Raw genomic sequence first — 17975 nt, 5'->3', positions numbered from 1 at the left:
CGATGGGATGCGGGTCAGAGAGCGCAGCCCACCGGCGGACCCCGATGCGATATAGAGGCACTCAGCATCAACGCGGAGTGCAACGGCTGATCGTTCGCGCATACCGTGACGGTCTTCACGGCAGGCGCCGCAGGGCATTCGGCGGATACGACGGCACGCACCGTTTGCGACATCGCCGAGCAGAGCCGCTCGCACGCGGCGATCATCAGCGCGCCGAGCACCACCGCGGTCACGTGCGCCGCCAGCATGAGGGGCGGCGGGGCGCTCGATGTGTGGGCGTGCCCGACGGCGTCGAGCAGTAGGTGTCCGAGCAGTTGTCCGGCACTGAGCAGTCCGATCAGCACCCGCGGGTCCGCCGCGCGCCGGATCGTCGACGCCAGCGCACCGATCGTGGCGGCGAGCAGCCCGAGCTGCGCCGCGACCGCGCCCGTCGGCGCCGCACCACTGGCGAGCCCGTGGGCGGCGATCGCCAACGCCGCGGTCAGACATCCCGTGGCCGTGCCGCGCAGCAGCGCTGCGGGATCGGTCCGGGCGGCGGTCATGGGGCGGGTCAGGCCACGCCGAGGCGGGCCATCAGATCGGCGTCGATGCCGTCGAGTTGTTTGGCGATCGCGGCGTGCGCGGCGCGCCGGCGTGAGGCGGGCATGTTCTCGGCCGCCGTCACCGCCGCCGAGAGGTCGGTGAGTCGTTCGGTGATGGCCGTGGCGAACTGCTTGGTCTCGGCATCCTTGGGCTTCTTTTCGACGACGAGACGCAGCGATTGCTCCGCGCCGGCGATGCGGGCCGACAGTTGGGCGCCATGCCCGGAGAACTGACCGATCTGGCTGAGCGGTACGCCGAGCTTCTCAGCGCGACGCTCGTCGATGATTCCGCGCACGGCGACGGCGGCCCGATAAACAAGCGGCACGACAACCGGTGCCAACAATCGCGTGACGGTGAGCATCCGGCGAATTCGAGTGGGTGAAAAAAGCTTGCCCTCGCGGGCGGCTTTGAGTTGTGCCTCAGCAACCTTCAGGGCGGCCCGGTCGCTATCGCGCTGCGCCCGTAGTTGAGCCTTGAGGGCGTTGCTTTCGGCCTTGCGATCGGCCTTGATGCGACGGGCCTCGTTCTTTGCGGCGAGCTTGGCTTCCAGCTTGGCTTTGGCCTTGATGGCCCGGGCCTCGGCCCGGCGGGTAGCGCGGCTTTTGCGTCGCTTGAACAGGCCCATCCCGGCTGCCTCCAGGTCATCTCGTCGACGGTTGGCGATCGTGGCTGCGATTGGTGCAGCACAACATTAGCGTTCGGCGATGTTGCGGCGGAGTCGCGCCCTGGGCGGCTGGGGCGATTTGGTCCAGTAGCAAACCACCAAGTGGGATTATGCGACAATCGTTCGATCGTCAATATTGCCGATTAGAGCCAGCCATAACGAGGGTGGTGCCGAAGTGAGTTCGCGCGTGCGCGTCGCCATTTCGGGCTGCATGGTGGCCTCTGGCCTGTTTATCGCCGGTCTCGGCGGCGCGATGGCGTTTGCCGATCCAGGACATGGACGCGATGGTCGCGGCGATTCCGATCGCGGGCACAGCGCCTCCGACCGCGACTCGGACGGTCGGCGCGGCGGCGAACGAGAACGCGGTGCGTTCAGCCCGCGCGGGCGCGACGGCTGGCAGCGAACCGGCGAGAAGCCGGACGAGTCGCCCACCAACACCAGGCCCACCAAACCCACCAAACCCAGCGAGGAGCCGTGCCCGCCCGAGAGTCCGCCCCCCGAACCCGAGGAGTCGGCGGGCGGCGGCGGTGGCAGCGGCGGCGGCAGCCTCGCCGACCGACCGAGCGGCCCCGATCCGGTGCCCGAGATGCAGTTGCCGGCCAGCCTGCGGGCCGAGGAACCCAGCGCCCCCGTCGAGGTGCCGGAGCCGGTGATCCCCGACGCCGTCGCCGCCCTGCCGCCCGCGGCCGTGGCGGTCCCAATCGTTCCGCTGGCGCCGATCGTCACGTTGCCGGTCATCATCGCGCCGTCACTCGGGACCGGCGGCGCCGGTGAGCCTGCCCCGCCCGCCGGCCCCAGCCAACCGGCCGCGCCGAGGCCGATCGACGTCGAGCCGCCGCAACGTCCAAACCCGTTGCCCGCCAACGACGGAGACATTGCCGCTCTTTCCGAGTCGTTCCGTATCGGGTACCCCGATTACCTGCGGACCGCCCAGATATCGCAGTTGATGGCCGTCGCGCTGCCCGGTGTTGCGGGCATTCTGATCCTCACCGGCGCGGGCGGATTCGTCGGGTACCGGCAGGCGAAGGCCGGCCACACCATCCGCCCCGGCAGCGCACGGTTCATGAGCTAGACATGAAGACGTAGAGAGGGGGTGCCATGCCAGCCAGCCGTCGGGTCACGCGCGCCGTCAGCGCGGTACTCGACCTTGCCCCGCACCACGGCGAAGTGTCATTGACCAGCCTTATCCAGGCGGTGAGCGAGGACCGAGGGCGGCCCATCGAGCTGAAGATGGCCGAGTTGCCGCCGGGTGTGTGCGGCCAGTGGCGCCAGTACGCCGACCGCGACGTGTTCCTGATCCAGCGCGGGCTGCCGGCCGGTGACCGCACGCTGGCGCACGAGCTCGGCCACCTTGTCCTCGGGCACGACGGCATCCCGGTCGCCGAGGCGGCCCGGGAGCGCGTCGAGGTCGCCAGCTCTGATTTGATCGGTTACATGCTGAACCAACGGACCGGCTGTATGGGGCCGGCCGGTGAGGACGCCGAGCAGGAGGCCGAGGACTTCGCGGCCCTGCTGTTGTACCGCCTCGGACGGCTGCCCTCCGATCGTTCGTCGATCATCCAGGTGCGGCTCGGGGAGGCGTTTGGTTGATCATCTGGGTGATCGCCGGTCTGCTCGGTTTGGCCACCGGTTTGCGCATCGGCTGGGCTCTGGTCAACAAACAATCCCTCGTCAGCACTGCGATGATTCTCGCGCTGGGCAGCCTGGGGTTGGTGGCCGCGCTCAACTGGCAGCCGTTGACCCTGCTGATCGACACCGCGCTGCGGTGGCCCAACCTCGCCATGGGTCTCAGCCAGGTGGCGCTCATCGCTTCCGCAGCGGGCAGCTGCGTGATGATCACCACAGTTGCTTCGGGCCGCAAACCGGGCACCATCCGGCGCATTGCGATTGCCCAGTATGTCGTTGCCGGCGTCATCGCAGTGATCAGCCTGGCGACGTTTTTCGCGGCCGGCCAGCAACCAGAGATGGCGCCCGAGGAGTACCTCAAGCGCAGCCTCGGTTCCGACGGCAACTCGTTGTCGTGGCTATTGCCGCTTCTCTACGTGCTTCTCGCGCTGACGTTGGTGGTGTGGGCGGGATTGCGTCATTCCAACCGCAGTCGGCGGGGACGGGCGCTGTTCGTGTTCACGGTCGGCATCGTGCTGATCGTTCTGGCGAGCGCGTTCTTCCTGTTGCGCGCAGTGGGCAACACACGGTTTGTCGGAGTGGGTGCGGCGGCCACTCTGTTGGGCTGCGCGATGGTGGTGGTGGCCGCCGGATCGCTGCTGCCCAGCGTCGAAGACTGGTTCGGCGCGCGTCGCGAACTGCGCATCATCCAGCCACTGCTCACCGAACTCAGTCACCGGCACCCCGATATCGGCATCGGCGTGCGTCCCCGCGGCCCGTTGGTGTTCCGGGTGGCCGAGCGGATGTCGCTGATTTCTGATGCGTTGTTCCTCGAGGCCACCGCGGCGGCGGCGAACACGCGCATGACGGTCGACGCTACCGGCGGGGACGGCGCACTGGCGTCCGGCGATGACGACTTGCCGGAACTCGTGCCGCCGGACGTTCCGCCGCAGGAGCAGGCGAGGGCGATCGCGGAATGGATCTTCCAGGGTCGATCCGCCCCGCCGGAAGACAGGCACGCGGCGTTCCCCGGGCTGGTGTGGTTGCGCCAGCCCGAGTCGTACTCGGACCGCGAATGGATCCTTGCGATCGCGGCGCAGTATCGCGCGTTGGAACGCGCAGGAGCCGGCGCGACTAATTCGCCGGACGCCTTAACGCAGCGTCGAGCGGGCTAATCGTCGAGGTGTTCCCGGCGACGCAGCTCCTCGGCCTTCTGGACGAGATCCTGCTGGGCCTCAGGGGACAGTCCGACGGTGCGCGCCGCAATACGCCGGACACCCTCGTCCCGCATGCTCGCGAGCCAGGTCAATTCCTTGTCGAGCTTCTCGTAGTACTCGTCGTCAGTGAAGTACGCCGGCTTGATCCGGAAGAAGTTGGCAAGGGCTGCCATGGTGGCCTGGGAGGGGTTCGTGCGGTTGCCTGAGCGGAGCTGAGACAGGTACGGAGCTGACATCGTGATGCCCTCGGCCTTCAATGCGGCGATCACTTCAGCCGACGTGTGCGGGCCGCGTCCGGGCGGGTAAACCGTGTCGAACAGGCGGTTTAGGCGGGCGGCGAACGTCTTGCTCATCGAATTGACCTCCACATGCGTAGACGAGCGAGCTTTAAGGCGGCGTATTTGCTGATCATCGTAGCGAGAGTTGTGCCAACAACCAAGTGCAAACCGCGTAAAAGTTAAGACGACTTCTCAATTTGCACGGCGCTACACCAGCTATCGGGGGGTGTGACGGGTCTCGACGACCTTCTACGGGAGGCCCGCGAAGCAAATAATAACGCTCGCGTAGCAATCCCTAAGTGGTGTTATCCAGGCGGCGTGTGAACCGGTTCAAGATGTTCACTGCGGGCAACCGCCTGGGCTGCCGACAGCACGGATTCCGACGTTTGCTGAATGGGCCGATGGCAGGTCAGCCGCTCCGCGGTCGGTAGCCACGCTCCGAGCCGGCTGATTCCGGCGACGGTTCGAGTGCCGGCAGCGCCAGGGAGTGCTCGCGGCGGCGCCGCACCAGCTTGGCCGTCGCGACAACCCCGGCAAGCAGGGCGACGGACCCCGTCACGGCCAGTGCAATTCCGCGCCAGCCCAGCGCGCCGTCGAACAGCAGCCACAGGCCGAACAGGGCGAACAGCACGCTGGCCATTCCGTGCAGGAACCCGGCGGGCAGCCGCTTGTGCAGCACCGCGCCCACAGCGATCGCGACGCCGTCGGCGAGCACCATGCCCGCGGTGGCCCCGATCCACACCCCGGCCCAGTGGTAGTCGCTGGCCAAAGCGACCGTCGCCAACATGGTCTTGTCGCCGAGTTCGGCCAACACGAATGACGAGATGACGGCGAACAGGACATGTCGAGGTTCGGCGACGGGGAGGCCTTCTCCGTCATCGCCGCGCTCGCGCCAGGTCCACACCGCGAACAACAGAAACGCGATGGCCGCGGCGAATGCGATCGGACGCTCCGGCAGCGTGAGGCCGAGGAAATGGCCGATCGTCACCGACATCCCGTGCACCAGGAAAGACGCAATTGCGATGCCGGACAACACCACCCACCACCGATGACGCAGCGCGTACGTCATAGTCATGAGCTGAGATTTGTCGCCGAGTTCGGCGACGAAGACGACCCCGAGGCTGACCAGTGCTGCGGTGAGCATATAAACGACCTTTCGACGCGGCGCCGGCGAACCAAAAGCTCACGGTCCGTCGGACATTCGGTCGAAGGTCTCGCCCACCGGACGGTGTCCGGTTCGCCGGCCGGGCTGCACGCCAGTATGTCGACACGACGATTGGGGGCTACTCCCCTTCGCTAATGCAGTCGAGAGTAGCGGGCCTCGGGCGCGTGCGCCAGTTCTCCTGAGGTTTCGGGCACCCGAATCGACCGTTCAGGCTACCGAATTAAATGCTTCGAAAACCCTTATGCCGCAAGCAGCATCGCCAATATCGCGGTGTCGGGATGGCTGATCGGGTCGACTCCGACGCGGCTCACCATCGAGGTGACGGTGCCGTCGGATTCGGCCTCCACCCAGGCCGCCCGATGCTCCAGGCCCAGATGCGGAAGGCCGGGCAACAGCACGCAACCCGATGCCGCCCCGGTGCACTCCGGCAGCGACGGCATGGTCTCGGACGGCGGATGCAGCATCAGCAGCGCCGGCGGTTGATGCTCGGCGAAATACCCTGGCGGAACGGCTGATTCGCCGACGACGGTGCCCTCGGCCAGCACTAGCCCGACGGTTCCCGGTTCCGGATCTTCGGGAAGCTCTTCACGGGCGCCGAAAATCGTTGTGGTGGCGAGCAATCCAGGAAGAGAGGCCACACGCACGGCCACCATCAACAGTTGCGCCCACTCCTTGGTGGAATCGGGCCAGCGGCCGGATATCACAAAACCTTTGAGTGATCCACGCGAATGAAAGGGAGCGATCTCAATCGCTCGACCGGACCCCTTCTCCATCTCGATCTCGCCTCCGGGACTTGAACGTTCGGTTACGCCGACGCGTCTGCGGGTCGATGCAGCCAGCATGCGCTAGCTATGCGCTAGCACGCAACTGGACACGACTGCTAACGAGCGTTTTTTCGATCGATCGGTGGCCCGGAAACGAGGGCGGGGCGCCGCGCGGCTGCGCGACGCCCCTTTCGATAGAGCGCATGAAGACCCTCGGTGTGTCAGCCGAAGATCAGCCCCTGGGCCTTGCCGGTGGCAGCCGCGAAGCGATTTTGCACGTCTTCCCAGTTGACGACGTTCCAGAACGCCTTGACGTAGTCGGCTTTGACGTTCTTGTACTGCAGGTAGTAGGCGTGCTCCCACATGTCGACCTGTAGCAGCGGGATGATGCCCAGCGGGACGTTGGCCTGCTGGTCGTACAGTTGGAATGTCAGCAACTTCTGGCCCAGGGTGTCGTAGCCGAGCACCGCCCAGCCCGAGCCCTGCAGCCCGTTAGCCGCGGCGGTGAACTGTGCCCGAAAGTTGTCGAAAGACCCGAACGCGTCGTCGATCGCCGCGGCGAGCTCGCCGGTCGGCTTGTCACCGCCGTTGGGGGACAGGTTCTTCCACCAGATCGTGTGGTTCACATGGCCACCGAGGTGGAACGCCAAGTTCTTCTCGTTGAGGAAGATGGCGGAGTGGTCACCGTTGGCCCGGGCCTCTTCGAGTTTGGCCAGTGCGTCGTTGGCGCCCTTCACATAGGTCGCATGGTGTTTGCTGTGGTGGAGCTCATTGATCTGTCCGGAGATGTGCGGTTCCAGCGCGCCATAGTCGTAATCGAGTTCCGGCAGGGTGTATTCAGCCACGGGATTCCTTCCTCTTGTGATCGATGGAGCTCTTGGTCCTCAACATCTCTAACATCGCTGACCACATTGCTCCATCCCTGCGCACACCGCAAGGACGCGTGCGGCGCTCACACGCATACCCCGTAACACCCGTTTCAGAACAGCACGATCAGTGCGAGGATGCCCAACAACACGAGTGCGATGACGCCCGCGCGAAGGCACGCCATCAGCTGACTACGGGTGTAGATGTGCGCGGACGAGTGCCATTCAGACGGCGGTACAGCGGAGGATCCAGGACCTGTCGGATGCCACGCCATCACACTCTCCTGACCTGCACGATCACCTATCGCCCCCAAGTGAGATCTGTCACAACATCTCGTGTGACGCCGATCATAGCCCTTCGGAAGTCAGACGGAGAAATCGGCCTCACGCGCAGCTGGCCGGCTGCGCGTCCCGCGCGACGCGGATGGCGCAGATGCTTAGTGGGGCAAGCCATTTCGCTCCGCGGCGGCCGGCCTGTTGATCAGCCGCCGGATTCGCTCTCAGGTTGTCCACAGCTTGCTCTTGCAAGCGCCCAGATTCCGCGGATCAAGGCCGGTTTCCGCCGATGACGGCCTGTGGATGAACCTGTGGAAACTGTGGATAGCGCGGAATTGCTGATCTCGCAGGGGCATGCCCCCAGATCCGCCTCGCTAGGCTGGTCGAATGATCCAGGTGTGTTCCCAGTGCGGAACGCGGTGGAATGTGCGCGACCGCCAGCGTGTGTGGTGCCCGCGCTGCCACGGCACCCTGCTGGCACCCTCGGGGCCGGCGCCCGACGAGCAGTGGCGCCCGACCGCGCCGTCGTTGCGGCCCAGCTCGCAAGGGGCGCCGCCGCGGCTGCCGCCCGGATACCGGTGGATCGCCGTGCGTCCTGGGGCGCCCCCTCCGCCACGGCGCCGCCGTCTGTCACTGGGCCCGACGCCGCGCTATTCGATGATTCCCCGCTGGGGTTTGCAGGAGCGCTACGAGGCCACCGACGATCAGCAGGCCACTGCGCAGGCCGGGCCGTCGGTGGCGATGGTGCGCGCGACGTTGATCGCGACGATGGTGGTGCTCGGCGTTGCGGCGCTCGTGCACGTCATTCGTTACGGCCTGCTGCTGATCAATCGCACGGTGCTGCTGAACCCATGGATCGCCGGTGTCGCGACGTGGCTGGGTGTTCTGGTCAGCGTGCTGGCGCTGTTCACGGTGGTGGCCAGTGTGGTGGTGCTGACGAACTGGCTGATCGCGCGTCGCGGCGCCGCGTACGCGCATCACGGCCACCCCGATCCGAGGTCGCTGTGGCAGCTGCGGCTCGGCGCTCTGGTGCCGATCGTCCAGCTGGTGTGGGCGCCGGTGTTCGTCCTGGAACTGGCCAACGTCGAGGGGCGCTCCGCCCAGCTGCGCCGACCGATCGTCGCCTGGTGGATCGCGTGGGTGTTCTCTACCGCGGTGTCGCTGTTCTCGATCGCCACCAGTTTCACCACCGACCCGCAGGGCATCGCCGACAACACGGTGACCACCACGATCGCCTACCTGCTGGCCCTTGCCGCGCTGCTCCTGGCGTTTCAGGTTTTCCTCGGGTTCGAGAGCAAGCCGGTCGAGCGGCCCGCCAAGCGCTGGGTCATCGTCGCGGACGAGACCCAAACAGCACCTGCGGTTGAGTCTGAAGGGCAGAACCCGGCAGCATAGCCGTATGAACGTCGGCGGCCATCCGTTCGTGGTGGCGCACCGAGGTGCCTCCGCTGAGCGTCCCGAGCACACCCTTGCGGCCTACGAGCTGGCTCTCAAGGAAGGTGCCGACGGCGTCGAATGCGACGTGCGGCTCACCCGCGACGGCCACCTGGTCTGCATGCATGACCGGCGGATCGATCGGACGTCGACGGGCACCGGACTGGTCAGTGAGATGACGCTGGATCAGCTGCGCCAATTGGATTACGGCTCATGGCATGCCAGCTGGCGCGCGGACGGAAGCCACGGTGACACCGGGCTGTTGACGCTCGACGCTCTTGTAGCACTGGTGCTGGACTGGAACCGGCCGGTGAAAATCTTCATCGAGACCAAACACCCGGTGCGCTATGGCGCGCTGGTGGAAAACAAGGTGCTGGCGTTGCTGCACCGGTACGGCATTGCGTCGCCGGCGTCGGCGGATCTGTCACGCGCCGTGGTGATGTCGTTCTCCGCGGCCGCGGTGTGGCGGATTCGCCGGGCGGCGCCGATGCTGCCGACTGTGCTGCTCGGCGAGACGTCGCGGTATCTCGGTGGGAGTGCCGCGACCACGGTGGGCGCCACCGCGGTCGGCCCGTCGATCTCGACACTGCGTGAGCATCCCGAGCTCGTCGACCGGGCCGCGGCGCAGGGCCGCGCGTTGTACTGCTGGACCGTCGACCACTACGAAGACGTCCGGTATTGCCGCGATCTCGGTGTGGCGTGGGTGGCCACCAACCACCCGGGCCGCACCAAGAACTGGCTGCAGAACGGGTTGACGGGCGCGGGGCGCGACGGCTAGAGCGTGCCGCCCGCCGCCTTCGGCGCGGTGGAATCCTTTGGCGATGTTGCCATTTCCCGCGCGACGAAGTCCTCGAGGTGAAACAGGTTGTCGCCGGCACGCTCGGCGATGCGCAGCAGCCTGGTCATCTGCGAGACCTCTTCGACTTGTTCGGCGAGGAACCACTGCATGAACTGCTCGCCGAGATAGTCGCCTTCATCGCGGGCCACACTCGCCAGCGTGGTGATCTGTTCGGTGACCGTGCGCTCCTGATCGAGCGCGAGCATCAGCGCGTCGCGCGGCGCGTCGAAGCCGTTGCGTACCGGGTCGACACCGGGGATCTCCACCTCGAGGCCGCGATCGAGCAGGTACTGCACCAGCATCATGGCGTGATTACGCTCTTCGACCGCCTGGCGATAGAAGAACTTGGCGAGCTGCGGCAGGTCGGCGCCGTCGAAGTACACCGCGATCGCGACGTATTGCTGTGCGGCGCAGAATTCGCTGCGAATCTGGTCCTGCAATAGGGCGTGGAATTTCGTGTCGAGCGCACCGGCAGCAGTCATGATCGCGAGGATATAGCAGGTCAGCGGGCATTGTCAGCGAAGGTCAACCTAACGCAGGGCAGCTTAACCTAAGACGCACCGGGTATTGTGGCGCAGCTTACAAGGCCGCATCGGGGGTTTGCTGAAGACGGCGATTGACTGTCGTGGTGACGCGGATGATGGGCGAGGTGAACCGTTCCTGATTACTGAGTAGGAGTGAGTCCTGTGCGGCCCGAACGGTCTTGGCCGCTGGCGGCGGGTGTTTTCCGGTAGACCGGCACGCCTCGGGAGGTGGGTGTGTCGGTGGGCCGGAACTGCCGTGCCTGCCACCGTGGCCGCGGTGATGATCGGGCCTGGCCGGTGGTGTGCCCGCACGCGTCCGCTGTCGCGTGCGGGGCCCTTCCGGCCGTCGCCTGATCGCCACGCCGAGGCCACGTCTGCCGATCGCTGCCGCGGCCGCGTGATGTGCGGTGACGGTAGCTGGATCGGAAGTCTGATGCTGCAAGGGTGTGGTCCAGTGCTGGTTGCCCCACCGGCTGGTGTACGCCGGGTCCACGCCGATAACTGCGATGCCGCGACGGGCCGCCATGGCGATCAGCCGGTCCCGAAACCGGCCGGTGGCAATACCAGAGATGCTGCGGCGCAACCGTTTACCCCGCTGGCCGCGGCCCAGGGTCTCCCGACCGGTGGCCCGCGCGTCGGCAAAATTCAGGTTCTCCACCACGACCGCGGTGCATCCGGCGTGCTCGGCTTGGTCGAGCAGCGCGGTGATGGCCGCGCGTATCCGGCCATCGCGGCGTGAGGCCGCCAATCCCGCCGTGGCCACTTCAATCGTGTGCGGCTCGCCAACCGGGTTACCAGACGCGTCGAGCACACAGCAGGCCAGATGGCCGACATTAAGATCCACCCCGAGCACCGGCCCGGCGCGCAACTCGGTCAGCGTGGCGGGTGGGCCGGGGGTGAGGGTCCAGGACGCGTCCAGATACCAGCGGTCGCGGACCGGGTCGTAGCTTAGGTCGTAGCGCACCGCCAGCCGAGCCGCGACCCGTTCAGCCAACTCCTGGCCGCGGTGACCGAACCGGACCGGCGCGTCGATCACCACATGCGGACCAAGCAGCTCGGCGAGGGCGGCCGGGGTCTTGATGCGCAGCTGGCCTTCGGCATCGACGCGGATGGTTTCGTTGCCACCGGCCTTGCCTGACTCGCCATCGGCGGTCAAAAACATCCGGGTCGCATCCCACTGCTCGCGCCACTGCTGCTCAGACATGTCGGCGGCGTCGAGGTTGTTGCGCCTGCGCCACAACCGATTCCCACCCACGACGATTGAGGGATGCCCCGCCGCCAACGCCCGCTGCGCACTGTCGAGCCGCTCGCGCAGCACCGCTAGGCGCCGGGTCTTGGCGAATCGCTCCGCCGCGCTTCGATACCCCCGCCGACGACGCCGCCCACGCCCGCACCGGCCCACCGCGTCACAGTCGTCGATGGGTTCGATTTGGCCCGGGCGCAGCGCGCACCGTGCCTCCAGAACCCCCACCGCGGCTCGCAAGTCCGTGACCTGCGCAGCCAGCCCGCGCATTCCCAGCTGATATTGGTCCTCCACCGCGCGGGTGAGCGATCCGGCCCACCGCGACGATGACACTACCGTCAGTGCCTGCTTGCGTTCAGCCCGCCACGCGGCCTGGGACTTCTTGTCCAACTGCCCCAATGCGATCCGCCCGGCCAGCTCCGACCGATACACCGAGCCCAGAAACTGCCCGATCGCAATCAACGCCGCCGCCTCATTTGCTGTGGGACGCAGGCGGGTCCGGATCCGCGCTCCCCTTGGCGGCGCGGCCACCACCGGATCCCCGATCCGACGCAACGCTCTCGCCCTAGCCACATGCTCATCCTGGCAGCCACCACCGACAACCCCGCGCCATAACCGACAGCAGCGCCCACCGTTGCGAAGTCTCACACCACGAACGCACACCTTCCGAAGCGATCCGCGGGGTTGTCGGGAAGGTGAACGACCTCGCCCATAGCGTGGAGCACTCAACCGAGCCGAACCGGCGGGAGGCCGGGATCGTCGCGGACTCGGCAATCCTGCTGGCGAACATCCTGCGTCCGGTAGATCAGGACTTCTGAGCGGGAGCCGGGGTTCTCGTGTCGATGCCGGGCAAATCGTCAGGTACCCTCACGACCAGCGTGTTAGCCAGTTGGGGAATTGATATGGCGAACGAACTGAACGTGAGCACTGACGGCCTGCGGACCGCGGCCGCCAACAGTGAAATTACCGCCGCAGAGTTGGCCGCGGAGCCCGCCGAAGGTGGACAGGGCACCCATCCCAGCCAGGCCGGCGTCGCCGCGATTCTGGCTGCTGCCCAGTCCGTCCGCGCTCGGCAGTCGCTCCGCGTCAGCGGCCAGGCCGACGACCTCTCGGTGAGCAGTGCTCGCTATGACGACACGGATTCCGGTGGCGCCGAGGCCATCACGGGGACTGTGTGAGCGCTGTGCCTTCCGGATCGGGCGGCGCGCTGCCCAGTCGGGCGGAGATTGAGGATTGGCCCACCGCGCACCTTGACGACGCGGCGGCTCAGTTGCGCGCGATGGGGAAGGAGTCCGTCGCGCTTTTCGAGCAGCACCGCCAGAACATCGTCGCGCCAGGTGGCACCACGTGGGAGGGCGACGCCAAGGACGCAGCGCTGGATCGGGTAAGCGCCGACGCCGCGGTGGTGGGTCGGCAGAGCGCTGTTCAGGACGAGGCCGCCGACATCGCCGAGAACGGTGGCCATGACGTGCGCAGCGCCAAGAGGGCGGCGCTGGATGCCATCGCTGAGGCGGAGGCCGACGGGTTCCGTGTCGGGCAGGACTTGTCGGTCACCGATACGCGGAAGATTGACCTGTCCACTCTGGCCGCTCGGCAGATCGCGGCCGACGAGCACGCCGAATTCATCCGCTGGAACGCCGAGCAGTTGGTCCAGGCTGACGCGTTGGTCGGCGGGCGGCTCCAGGAGAAGTCCGCCGAGCTGGCGGGGATCATGTTCGACGGCGAGGGCGAGGGACATGACACGGTTCAACTCGTCGACAACAAGGTCAAACTCAATCCACGGGACAAGCCCGGCGAAGACGGCAAAGAGGACCCGGAGGGCAAACCCGACGCGACGCCGGAGCAGGCGCCGGGCCAGATCGGTCCATTCCCGGTGCCCAAATCCGTCGAAGAAGCGGCGAAGGAAGCCGAGGCTGACCCCGACGGTAAGCCCGCTGAAACCAGCGATGTCGGCGGCACACTCGAAGATCTGCTTCTACCCGACGAGGCAGCGCCCGTGGAACCGGGTGAGGAAAAGCCGGGCGGCCTTCCCCCGGCGCTCAGCCAGCAGCGGCCGCCGAGCGCGTTGGACCAGATCCTCAACCAGCACGCCGGCAAAGGGGATGGCCAGGATGGGCGTTACACGCGTTCCCCGTTGACTTCCCCGATCGTGGGGGCCGACCCGTCGGTGGTCGATCGACAAGCCGCGCGAGTCGAAGGTGCCCGCCAGGCCCTCGATGCTGCGCAAGCCGAGCTGGATGCTGCCGCCGGGCAGGGCTACTCGCAAGGCGGTGGGGCGGGTCCCGGCCGCGACGTCACCGACCCATTGAGCCAAGCGGTGTTCGACGCGCGCCGAGAACTGACTGAGCAGACGGCGATCCTCGATCAGCTCAACCAGGCCGCGACCGAAACTGGTGCCGGGGCGGTGCCGATCCCGCCGCTTCCGGAAAACGCTGACGTGCAAGCGTTCCCGCCGGAGCCGTCAGCGTTCGCCGAAGGCAGCCGCGCACTCAGTGAAGGCAGCTTTGGCGTCATTCCTGACGTGGCCAAAGACATCGAGGTGTTCACCAACTGGGACCAGGCATCCGCCGCTGAGCGAACCCAAGCCGTCCTCGACGCAGCCGGCATGGCCCCCATCCCCGGCGCCAAGCCGCTTGCCGAAGGAATCGAGCACGGACTCGACGCGCTTGGCGGCGCAACCCGCCACCTCGACGACGTACCCACACCACACGCCGATGTCGACCCCGCCCCCTCTGCGCCGGCGACTTCGGTAACTGACGACGGCCTCAATCACGTGGACGTGGAGTCAGGCGGGAAAGGTGCGTGGAACTACGAGCTGAACAACCCAGCACCGAACACGCACTACACCGTCGACGACCGGTTCAGCTACACGACAGACAGCAACAGCCGCGTCGGTCACGCCGAGATGACGTATGACCAGGGGCACCAACCGGGTGATCGCAACGTATATCAACAGCGGATCGCAGGCGGTGACGACCGGCTGCCCGGCGACCATGGCGGGCACATCTTCGGTACGCAATTTGGCGGTCCGGGCGAGGCGATCAACATCACTGCTATGCGCGACACTTTGAACGCTGTCGGTGGCCGGGACTATTACAACTTGGAGACGCAGTGGCGGGAACTGGCGGCACAAGGTGGCGAGGTGCAGGTCAAGGTTGACCTCTCATACCCAGGGGACTCACTGCGTCCGGAGACTTACTCAGTGGAGACCTACGTCGACGGCAACCTGCACAGCACATACCATTTCGACAACTAGAGAGGCTGAGATGACCGACGAAGCACCGTACCTGGTGCAGCTGGGCGATGCGCAGACCGCCGTAGTGCGTGCGTTGTTCGACGCTCTCCCGCGTGAGGGTTGGGATAGCTGCACCGTCGAGTATCGCAAGGCAGGCACGGTCGCCGAGTCTCGGGTGAGTGTCACAGGCAGCGACGGCACGACGGTCGTGAAGTCCCCGACCCCAATGGTCATCGCATTGAAGCGACTACGCGAGTTGATGGCCACCCAAGGTCGAGGGGCCTGGCTCTCGGTCACCGTCACAGCCAAACCAGACGGCAAGTGCACGTTCGACTACAACTACGACACCCGGCCGGACTGGACGGTGCAGCCCACCGACGAGACGTACATTGAGGATCTGAAGAAGTACCCGCGCCCGGCCGAACAGATCCCCGACTGGTACCCGCGCACCTCGTGATGTCCAGTCGGCGTTGATCTGGAGCCGGTACTCGCCGGTGTGCGGGTCACCCTCAGGGAAGTCAACTCAGGAGGGCGCTGCCCCCATCGCTTTGACGTGACAGCGGAAGCCCACCGCTGACGGCGCCGACGTTTAACCCCCTGTCGGGCAGCGGGTTGGCCGGCGGATCGATCCGTCTTCAGCGGGCAGTTAACTGGCGCTGCTTCACCGCGACGTGCACAGGCTTCTTGCAGGTCGGAGCACCTATACCGCCACTCCGAGCTTCGCAAGTGCAGCCTCAACTGTCTGCCGGGCTCTCGCTGACTTCGCCGCCGCGTCAGCGAACCCTTCCCATGCCGCGCGAACCGCGGCTGAATCGACCAGATGCCGAGGCGGAAGTACCACCGAAGCCAAGTCCTCTGGGTATAGGGCGTCCACTACCGAACCGCATGCCAATGCGGCGATCTGTTCCCGAACCGCATCGCTGGCGATCGCCGCCCAGAGCCACCCGGAGTCGTCCTCCGACTTCGGTGTGGCACGCCCGACGTGCCCGGATGCGAACCACCCATCCCGCTCGCTGGTGACCATGCACGGGTATCCGAGGCTCTCCTCGGCGCGGCCGTCAGCCTGGAAGCAGACAGCGCCGCGCCTCAGTTCGTAGCTGGCTCCGTCCGGGATGCTTCTAGACGAAATGTTTTTTGCCCCAATGACATCGGCCTGGAGAAGCTGTGTACCGGACACGAGTGGTGTCCCGTGCCCAGGGGCGACATAGTACGTCTTGTATCGACCGCCCGGCTTTGTGATCGTCGCAACCTCGCCGAGTTCGACACCGCCGGCGGCGAGAACCTTCTCCTTGATCGTTTGGACGTGAGTCGAGTGATACGCGGCGTCGAGTCTGGTGCCCAGCGTCGCGGCCCTTCACAGCCCATCCCTCCCGCAGAGGCTTGTCATGCGAGGTGTCAAATGCCTTGTTGAGCGCTTCAACCGACTTGTGGAGCGTGATCCGCGACTGTTCCCTGGTCGCTGTTGCGTCACGCATGAGCGCCGCCACCTTGCTGATTATCGAGGCGACGAAGGGGACCTGTATCGCAGCGACCTGGTCGACGGTTATGTGGTCGATGACCGAACCGTTGAGGTCGCCCCGCAGAAGCTGCTGTCCCACTGCGGATTGCAGGAACGCGAGCGTGTAGTAACGCTCGGACTCGTCGGCGATGGTTATCCGGACCATGTCATGGGACAGCACAAACCGCGCGAGATAGTTGTCCGCGATGGTCAGCGGCCCCAGGTTGCGGCCGGAGCAGGTCTGTAGCAGGTCGCCCGAGTTGATGCGATAGGTGTCAAGGTTCTCGGTCCGAGTAACCGACAGCCGATCCGCCTCAGGTGGCAGGTACTCGAAGACGTCGTACGGGCGGAGGTATGGGATGTATTCCTCGCCCGGGGCGGCATAAGTCCTCTTGAACCTGTTGGGCGCTCGGACATCTCCGTACTCTCCGATCCTCCGCAGAGATACCTTTTTGGCACGCGACAGCACAGGTCGTAGCCGGACAGCGGGGGAAGCGTGGAACCGCGCATCGAGCCGGTTCGCCTCGTACAGCGCGGTGGCACGCGTCGGCGCGATGATCATTTCTGCGCCTTGAGCCACTCGCGGTATGCATCTGCGACCTCGGCGAGTTCATCGTCGATCTGACGCTCGGTGACAGTGATCTCGCGGAGCACTTCCTTGCCTGTGGTCTGGTCGATATCCGTCACCATCTCCGTACGGCTGACCAACGCATCGTCGCCGTCCTCGGTCCGCCTATAGATGAGGTTGCCGCGCTTGTCGTGTCCGATCTTCTCTGCGACTGCCATAAATAGCGGGTAGTCCAGTCCGGATTGCTGAGCTTTGGCGACCTCCCCATCGTCTAGGCGGCGCATCAGGACCATCGAGGTCTGCGTGTCGTTCTTCGGCTGGAAAAGGTCGCGGTGCATGTCCACGACGGCGAGAACCTGCGCATGTGTAAGCAGCCAGTGGCGAACGTAAGCGAGACTGGGGTTGTTCAGGATCCCGTTCGGTATCACCATCGCCATTCGGCCCGTGCCGGGCTTGAGCAACTGGAGAGCGCGTTCAATGAACAGGATTTCGGGGGGCTGGGATCTCTGCAGAACCGGGTTGCCGTTCTGGTCGAGCCTGATCGACCAGTTGCCGTCTTCGTCCTGGTCCCACATAGCGGCAAGGTCGTACTGAGACAGGATGTCCTCGTCGTCGATCGGAATGTTCGCTCCGAACGGTGGATTGGAGACGATCACGTCGATGCTGCCGAGTGTGACATTGTCGCGCAGATCGCGATCCCACTTGTGCGGGTTCTCGAGCGTATTCGCCTGCCGAACCTGTCCAGACCCGTCGTTGTTCATGACCATGTTCATCTTCGCCGCGCGTACCAGGGCGGGGTTCAAGTCGATACCGAAGACGTAATTGGACAGATACTCGGCGCGCCGACGGTGAAGCTCCTCGCGCTCAGCGTCGGTGCCATTGGTCGGGTCAGCCCACTGTGAACGTTCCTCTGCCTCAATGTGTTCCAGCGCGCGGTTCATTGCCGTGATCAAGAAGCCGCCGGTTCCGCAAGACGGGTCGAGAATGCGCTCGTGAGGCTGAGGGTCGAGCATCATTACCGCCATACGGCAGGCGTTACGCGGGGTGAAGAACTCCCCCCTGTCACCGCGGAGGTTAGAACCGACAATCTCCTCATAGGCGACACCCTTCACATCCACGGGCGTGTACAGCAACGAGTAGCTCTGGAGTTGGCTTACCACGTAAGCGATTACGGCTGGCTTAAGGTCGATAGCCCGGTTGTTCGGAGGCATTCAGGGT

The 17975-nt window shown here is 65.8% G+C and carries 20 protein-coding genes; 9 read left to right on the top strand and 11 right to left on the bottom strand.

Features of this window, described 5'->3' with window-relative positions; all coding sequences use genetic code 11:
- Positions 1-14 precede the first annotated feature (14 nt).
- Positions 15-542, bottom strand: a complete 528-nt coding sequence (locus tag CWS39_RS21345; protein ID WP_102144913.1) for a hypothetical protein — start codon at positions 540-542, stop codon at positions 15-17.
- An 8-nt stretch (positions 543-550) separates the two neighbouring features.
- Positions 551-1207 carry a DUF6474 family protein gene (locus tag CWS39_RS21340; RefSeq protein ID WP_102144912.1) on the bottom strand — a complete coding sequence of 219 codons (657 nt, stop codon included), beginning with the start codon at positions 1205-1207 and terminating at the stop codon, positions 551-553.
- A gap of 214 nt (positions 1208-1421) precedes the next feature.
- Here CWS39_RS21340 and CWS39_RS29710 point away from each other — a divergent pair, with 214 nt between their 5' ends.
- The 3 genes from CWS39_RS29710 to CWS39_RS21325 are packed head-to-tail and all read left to right on the top strand — an operon-like array spanning position 1422 to position 4026.
- Positions 1422-2318: a hypothetical protein gene (locus CWS39_RS29710; RefSeq protein WP_233213615.1), complete on the top strand. Its 897-nt coding sequence runs from the start codon at positions 1422-1424 to the stop codon at positions 2316-2318.
- Between the two features lie 26 nt (positions 2319-2344).
- Positions 2345-2836 carry an ImmA/IrrE family metallo-endopeptidase gene (locus CWS39_RS21330; RefSeq protein ID WP_102144911.1) on the top strand — a complete coding sequence of 164 codons (492 nt, stop codon included), beginning with the start codon at positions 2345-2347 and terminating at the stop codon, positions 2834-2836.
- Entirely contained in the window at positions 2833-4026 is a 1194-nt protein-coding gene (locus CWS39_RS21325) for a hypothetical protein (protein ID WP_102144910.1), read from the top strand. The genes CWS39_RS21330 and CWS39_RS21325 overlap by 4 nt, the downstream gene beginning before the upstream one ends.
- On the opposite strand, the gene CWS39_RS21320 is transcribed toward CWS39_RS21325, so the two are convergent.
- The 5 genes from CWS39_RS21320 to CWS39_RS29270 form a co-directional block, all read right to left on the bottom strand.
- Positions 4023-4421 (bottom strand): helix-turn-helix domain-containing protein, encoded by a 399-nt coding sequence (locus tag CWS39_RS21320; protein WP_102144946.1) that lies wholly within the window; start codon positions 4419-4421, stop codon positions 4023-4025. The genes CWS39_RS21325 and CWS39_RS21320 overlap by 4 nt on opposite strands.
- Positions 4422-4755: 334 nt before the next feature.
- Complete coding sequence (locus tag CWS39_RS21315) at positions 4756-5490, bottom strand: TMEM165/GDT1 family protein (RefSeq protein WP_102144909.1); 735 nt, start codon at positions 5488-5490, stop codon at positions 4756-4758.
- A 260-nt stretch (positions 5491-5750) separates the two neighbouring features.
- Positions 5751-6284 carry a peptidase gene (locus tag CWS39_RS21310; RefSeq protein WP_102144908.1) on the bottom strand — a complete coding sequence of 178 codons (534 nt, stop codon included), beginning with the start codon at positions 6282-6284 and terminating at the stop codon, positions 5751-5753.
- A 212-nt stretch (positions 6285-6496) separates the two neighbouring features.
- Entirely contained in the window at positions 6497-7120 is a 624-nt protein-coding gene (locus tag CWS39_RS21305) for a superoxide dismutase (protein ID WP_102144907.1), read from the bottom strand.
- A 134-nt stretch (positions 7121-7254) separates the two neighbouring features.
- Positions 7255-7416 (bottom strand): hypothetical protein, encoded by a 162-nt coding sequence (locus CWS39_RS29270; protein WP_199178238.1) that lies wholly within the window; start codon positions 7414-7416, stop codon positions 7255-7257.
- A gap of 388 nt (positions 7417-7804) precedes the next feature.
- Between CWS39_RS29270 and CWS39_RS21300 the strand changes: the two genes are divergently transcribed.
- Both CWS39_RS21300 and CWS39_RS21295 read left to right on the top strand, forming a co-directional pair.
- Entirely contained in the window at positions 7805-8812 is a 1008-nt protein-coding gene (locus tag CWS39_RS21300; protein ID WP_102144906.1) for a DUF4328 domain-containing protein, read from the top strand.
- A 4-nt stretch (positions 8813-8816) separates the two neighbouring features.
- Positions 8817-9629 (top strand): glycerophosphodiester phosphodiesterase, encoded by an 813-nt coding sequence (locus CWS39_RS21295; RefSeq protein ID WP_102144905.1) that lies wholly within the window; start codon positions 8817-8819, stop codon positions 9627-9629.
- Here the strand turns inward: CWS39_RS21295 and CWS39_RS21290 are convergent.
- Positions 9626-10171 carry a ferritin gene (locus CWS39_RS21290; RefSeq protein ID WP_102144904.1) on the bottom strand — a complete coding sequence of 182 codons (546 nt, stop codon included), beginning with the start codon at positions 10169-10171 and terminating at the stop codon, positions 9626-9628. The genes CWS39_RS21295 and CWS39_RS21290 overlap by 4 nt on opposite strands.
- A 97-nt stretch (positions 10172-10268) precedes the next feature.
- Positions 10269-12029 carry an IS200/IS605 family element transposase accessory protein TnpB gene (locus CWS39_RS21285; RefSeq protein ID WP_142386900.1) on the bottom strand — a complete coding sequence of 587 codons (1761 nt, stop codon included), beginning with the start codon at positions 12027-12029 and terminating at the stop codon, positions 10269-10271.
- Positions 12030-12151: 122 nt separating this feature from the next.
- Between CWS39_RS21285 and CWS39_RS30075 the strand changes: the two genes are divergently transcribed.
- The 4 genes from CWS39_RS30075 to CWS39_RS21265 all read left to right on the top strand — a co-directional run bounded on the left by CWS39_RS30075 (position 12152) and on the right by CWS39_RS21265 (position 15148).
- Positions 12152-12274, top strand: a complete 123-nt coding sequence (locus CWS39_RS30075) for a hypothetical protein (RefSeq protein WP_255413040.1) — start codon at positions 12152-12154, stop codon at positions 12272-12274.
- Between the two features lie 84 nt (positions 12275-12358).
- A complete protein-coding gene (locus tag CWS39_RS21280) occupies positions 12359-12634 on the top strand; it encodes a hypothetical protein (protein WP_102144902.1) in 276 nt (91 codons plus the stop codon).
- Positions 12631-14712 (top strand): DNA/RNA non-specific endonuclease, encoded by a 2082-nt coding sequence (locus tag CWS39_RS29705; protein ID WP_233213614.1) that lies wholly within the window; start codon positions 12631-12633, stop codon positions 14710-14712. Before CWS39_RS21280 ends, CWS39_RS29705 begins: the two co-directional genes overlap by 4 nt.
- A 10-nt stretch (positions 14713-14722) precedes the next feature.
- Positions 14723-15148 carry a hypothetical protein gene (locus CWS39_RS21265; protein WP_102144901.1) on the top strand — a complete coding sequence of 142 codons (426 nt, stop codon included), beginning with the start codon at positions 14723-14725 and terminating at the stop codon, positions 15146-15148.
- A 661-nt stretch (positions 15149-15809) separates the two neighbouring features.
- On the opposite strand, the gene CWS39_RS21260 is transcribed toward CWS39_RS21265, so the two are convergent.
- Both CWS39_RS21260 and CWS39_RS21255 read right to left on the bottom strand, forming a co-directional pair.
- Entirely contained in the window at positions 15810-16751 is a 942-nt protein-coding gene (locus CWS39_RS21260; protein WP_102144900.1) for a restriction endonuclease subunit S domain-containing protein, read from the bottom strand.
- Positions 16748-17890 carry an HsdM family class I SAM-dependent methyltransferase gene (locus CWS39_RS21255; protein ID WP_199178237.1) on the bottom strand — a complete coding sequence of 381 codons (1143 nt, stop codon included), beginning with the start codon at positions 17888-17890 and terminating at the stop codon, positions 16748-16750. Before CWS39_RS21255 ends, CWS39_RS21260 begins: the two co-directional genes overlap by 4 nt.
- Positions 17891-17975: the final 85 nt, after the last annotated feature.

Source organism: Mycobacterium hubeiense (assembly GCF_002838065.1).
Classification (GTDB): domain Bacteria; phylum Actinomycetota; class Actinomycetes; order Mycobacteriales; family Mycobacteriaceae; genus Mycobacterium; species Mycobacterium hubeiense.
This window is presented reverse-complemented; position numbering and strand designations above follow the sequence as displayed.

Bases quoted from the DNA above. Each gene is read 5' to 3' on its own strand.
- CWS39_RS21345 (WP_102144913.1), bottom strand. From the start codon at position 542: ATGACCGCCGCCCGGACCGATCCCGCAGCGCTGCTGCGCGGCACGGCC.
- CWS39_RS21340 (WP_102144912.1), bottom strand. From the start codon at position 1,207: ATGGGCCTGTTCAAGCGACGCAAAAGCCGCGCTACCCGCCGGGCCGAG.
- CWS39_RS21330 (WP_102144911.1), top strand. From the start codon at position 2,345: ATGCCAGCCAGCCGTCGGGTCACGCGCGCCGTCAGCGCGGTACTCGAC.
- CWS39_RS21320 (WP_102144946.1), bottom strand. From the start codon at position 4,421: ATGAGCAAGACGTTCGCCGCCCGCCTAAACCGCCTGTTCGACACGGTT.
- CWS39_RS21315 (WP_102144909.1), bottom strand. From the start codon at position 5,490: ATGCTCACCGCAGCACTGGTCAGCCTCGGGGTCGTCTTCGTCGCCGAA.
- CWS39_RS21310 (WP_102144908.1), bottom strand. From the start codon at position 6,284: ATGGAGAAGGGGTCCGGTCGAGCGATTGAGATCGCTCCCTTTCATTCG.
- CWS39_RS29270 (WP_199178238.1), bottom strand. From the start codon at position 7,416: ATGGCGTGGCATCCGACAGGTCCTGGATCCTCCGCTGTACCGCCGTCT.
- CWS39_RS21300 (WP_102144906.1), top strand. From the start codon at position 7,805: ATGATCCAGGTGTGTTCCCAGTGCGGAACGCGGTGGAATGTGCGCGAC.
- CWS39_RS21295 (WP_102144905.1), top strand. From the start codon at position 8,817: ATGAACGTCGGCGGCCATCCGTTCGTGGTGGCGCACCGAGGTGCCTCC.
- CWS39_RS21290 (WP_102144904.1), bottom strand. From the start codon at position 10,171: ATGACTGCTGCCGGTGCGCTCGACACGAAATTCCACGCCCTATTGCAG.
- CWS39_RS21280 (WP_102144902.1), top strand. From the start codon at position 12,359: ATGGCGAACGAACTGAACGTGAGCACTGACGGCCTGCGGACCGCGGCC.
- CWS39_RS21265 (WP_102144901.1), top strand. From the start codon at position 14,723: ATGACCGACGAAGCACCGTACCTGGTGCAGCTGGGCGATGCGCAGACC.
- CWS39_RS21260 (WP_102144900.1), bottom strand. From the start codon at position 16,751: ATGATCATCGCGCCGACGCGTGCCACCGCGCTGTACGAGGCGAACCGG.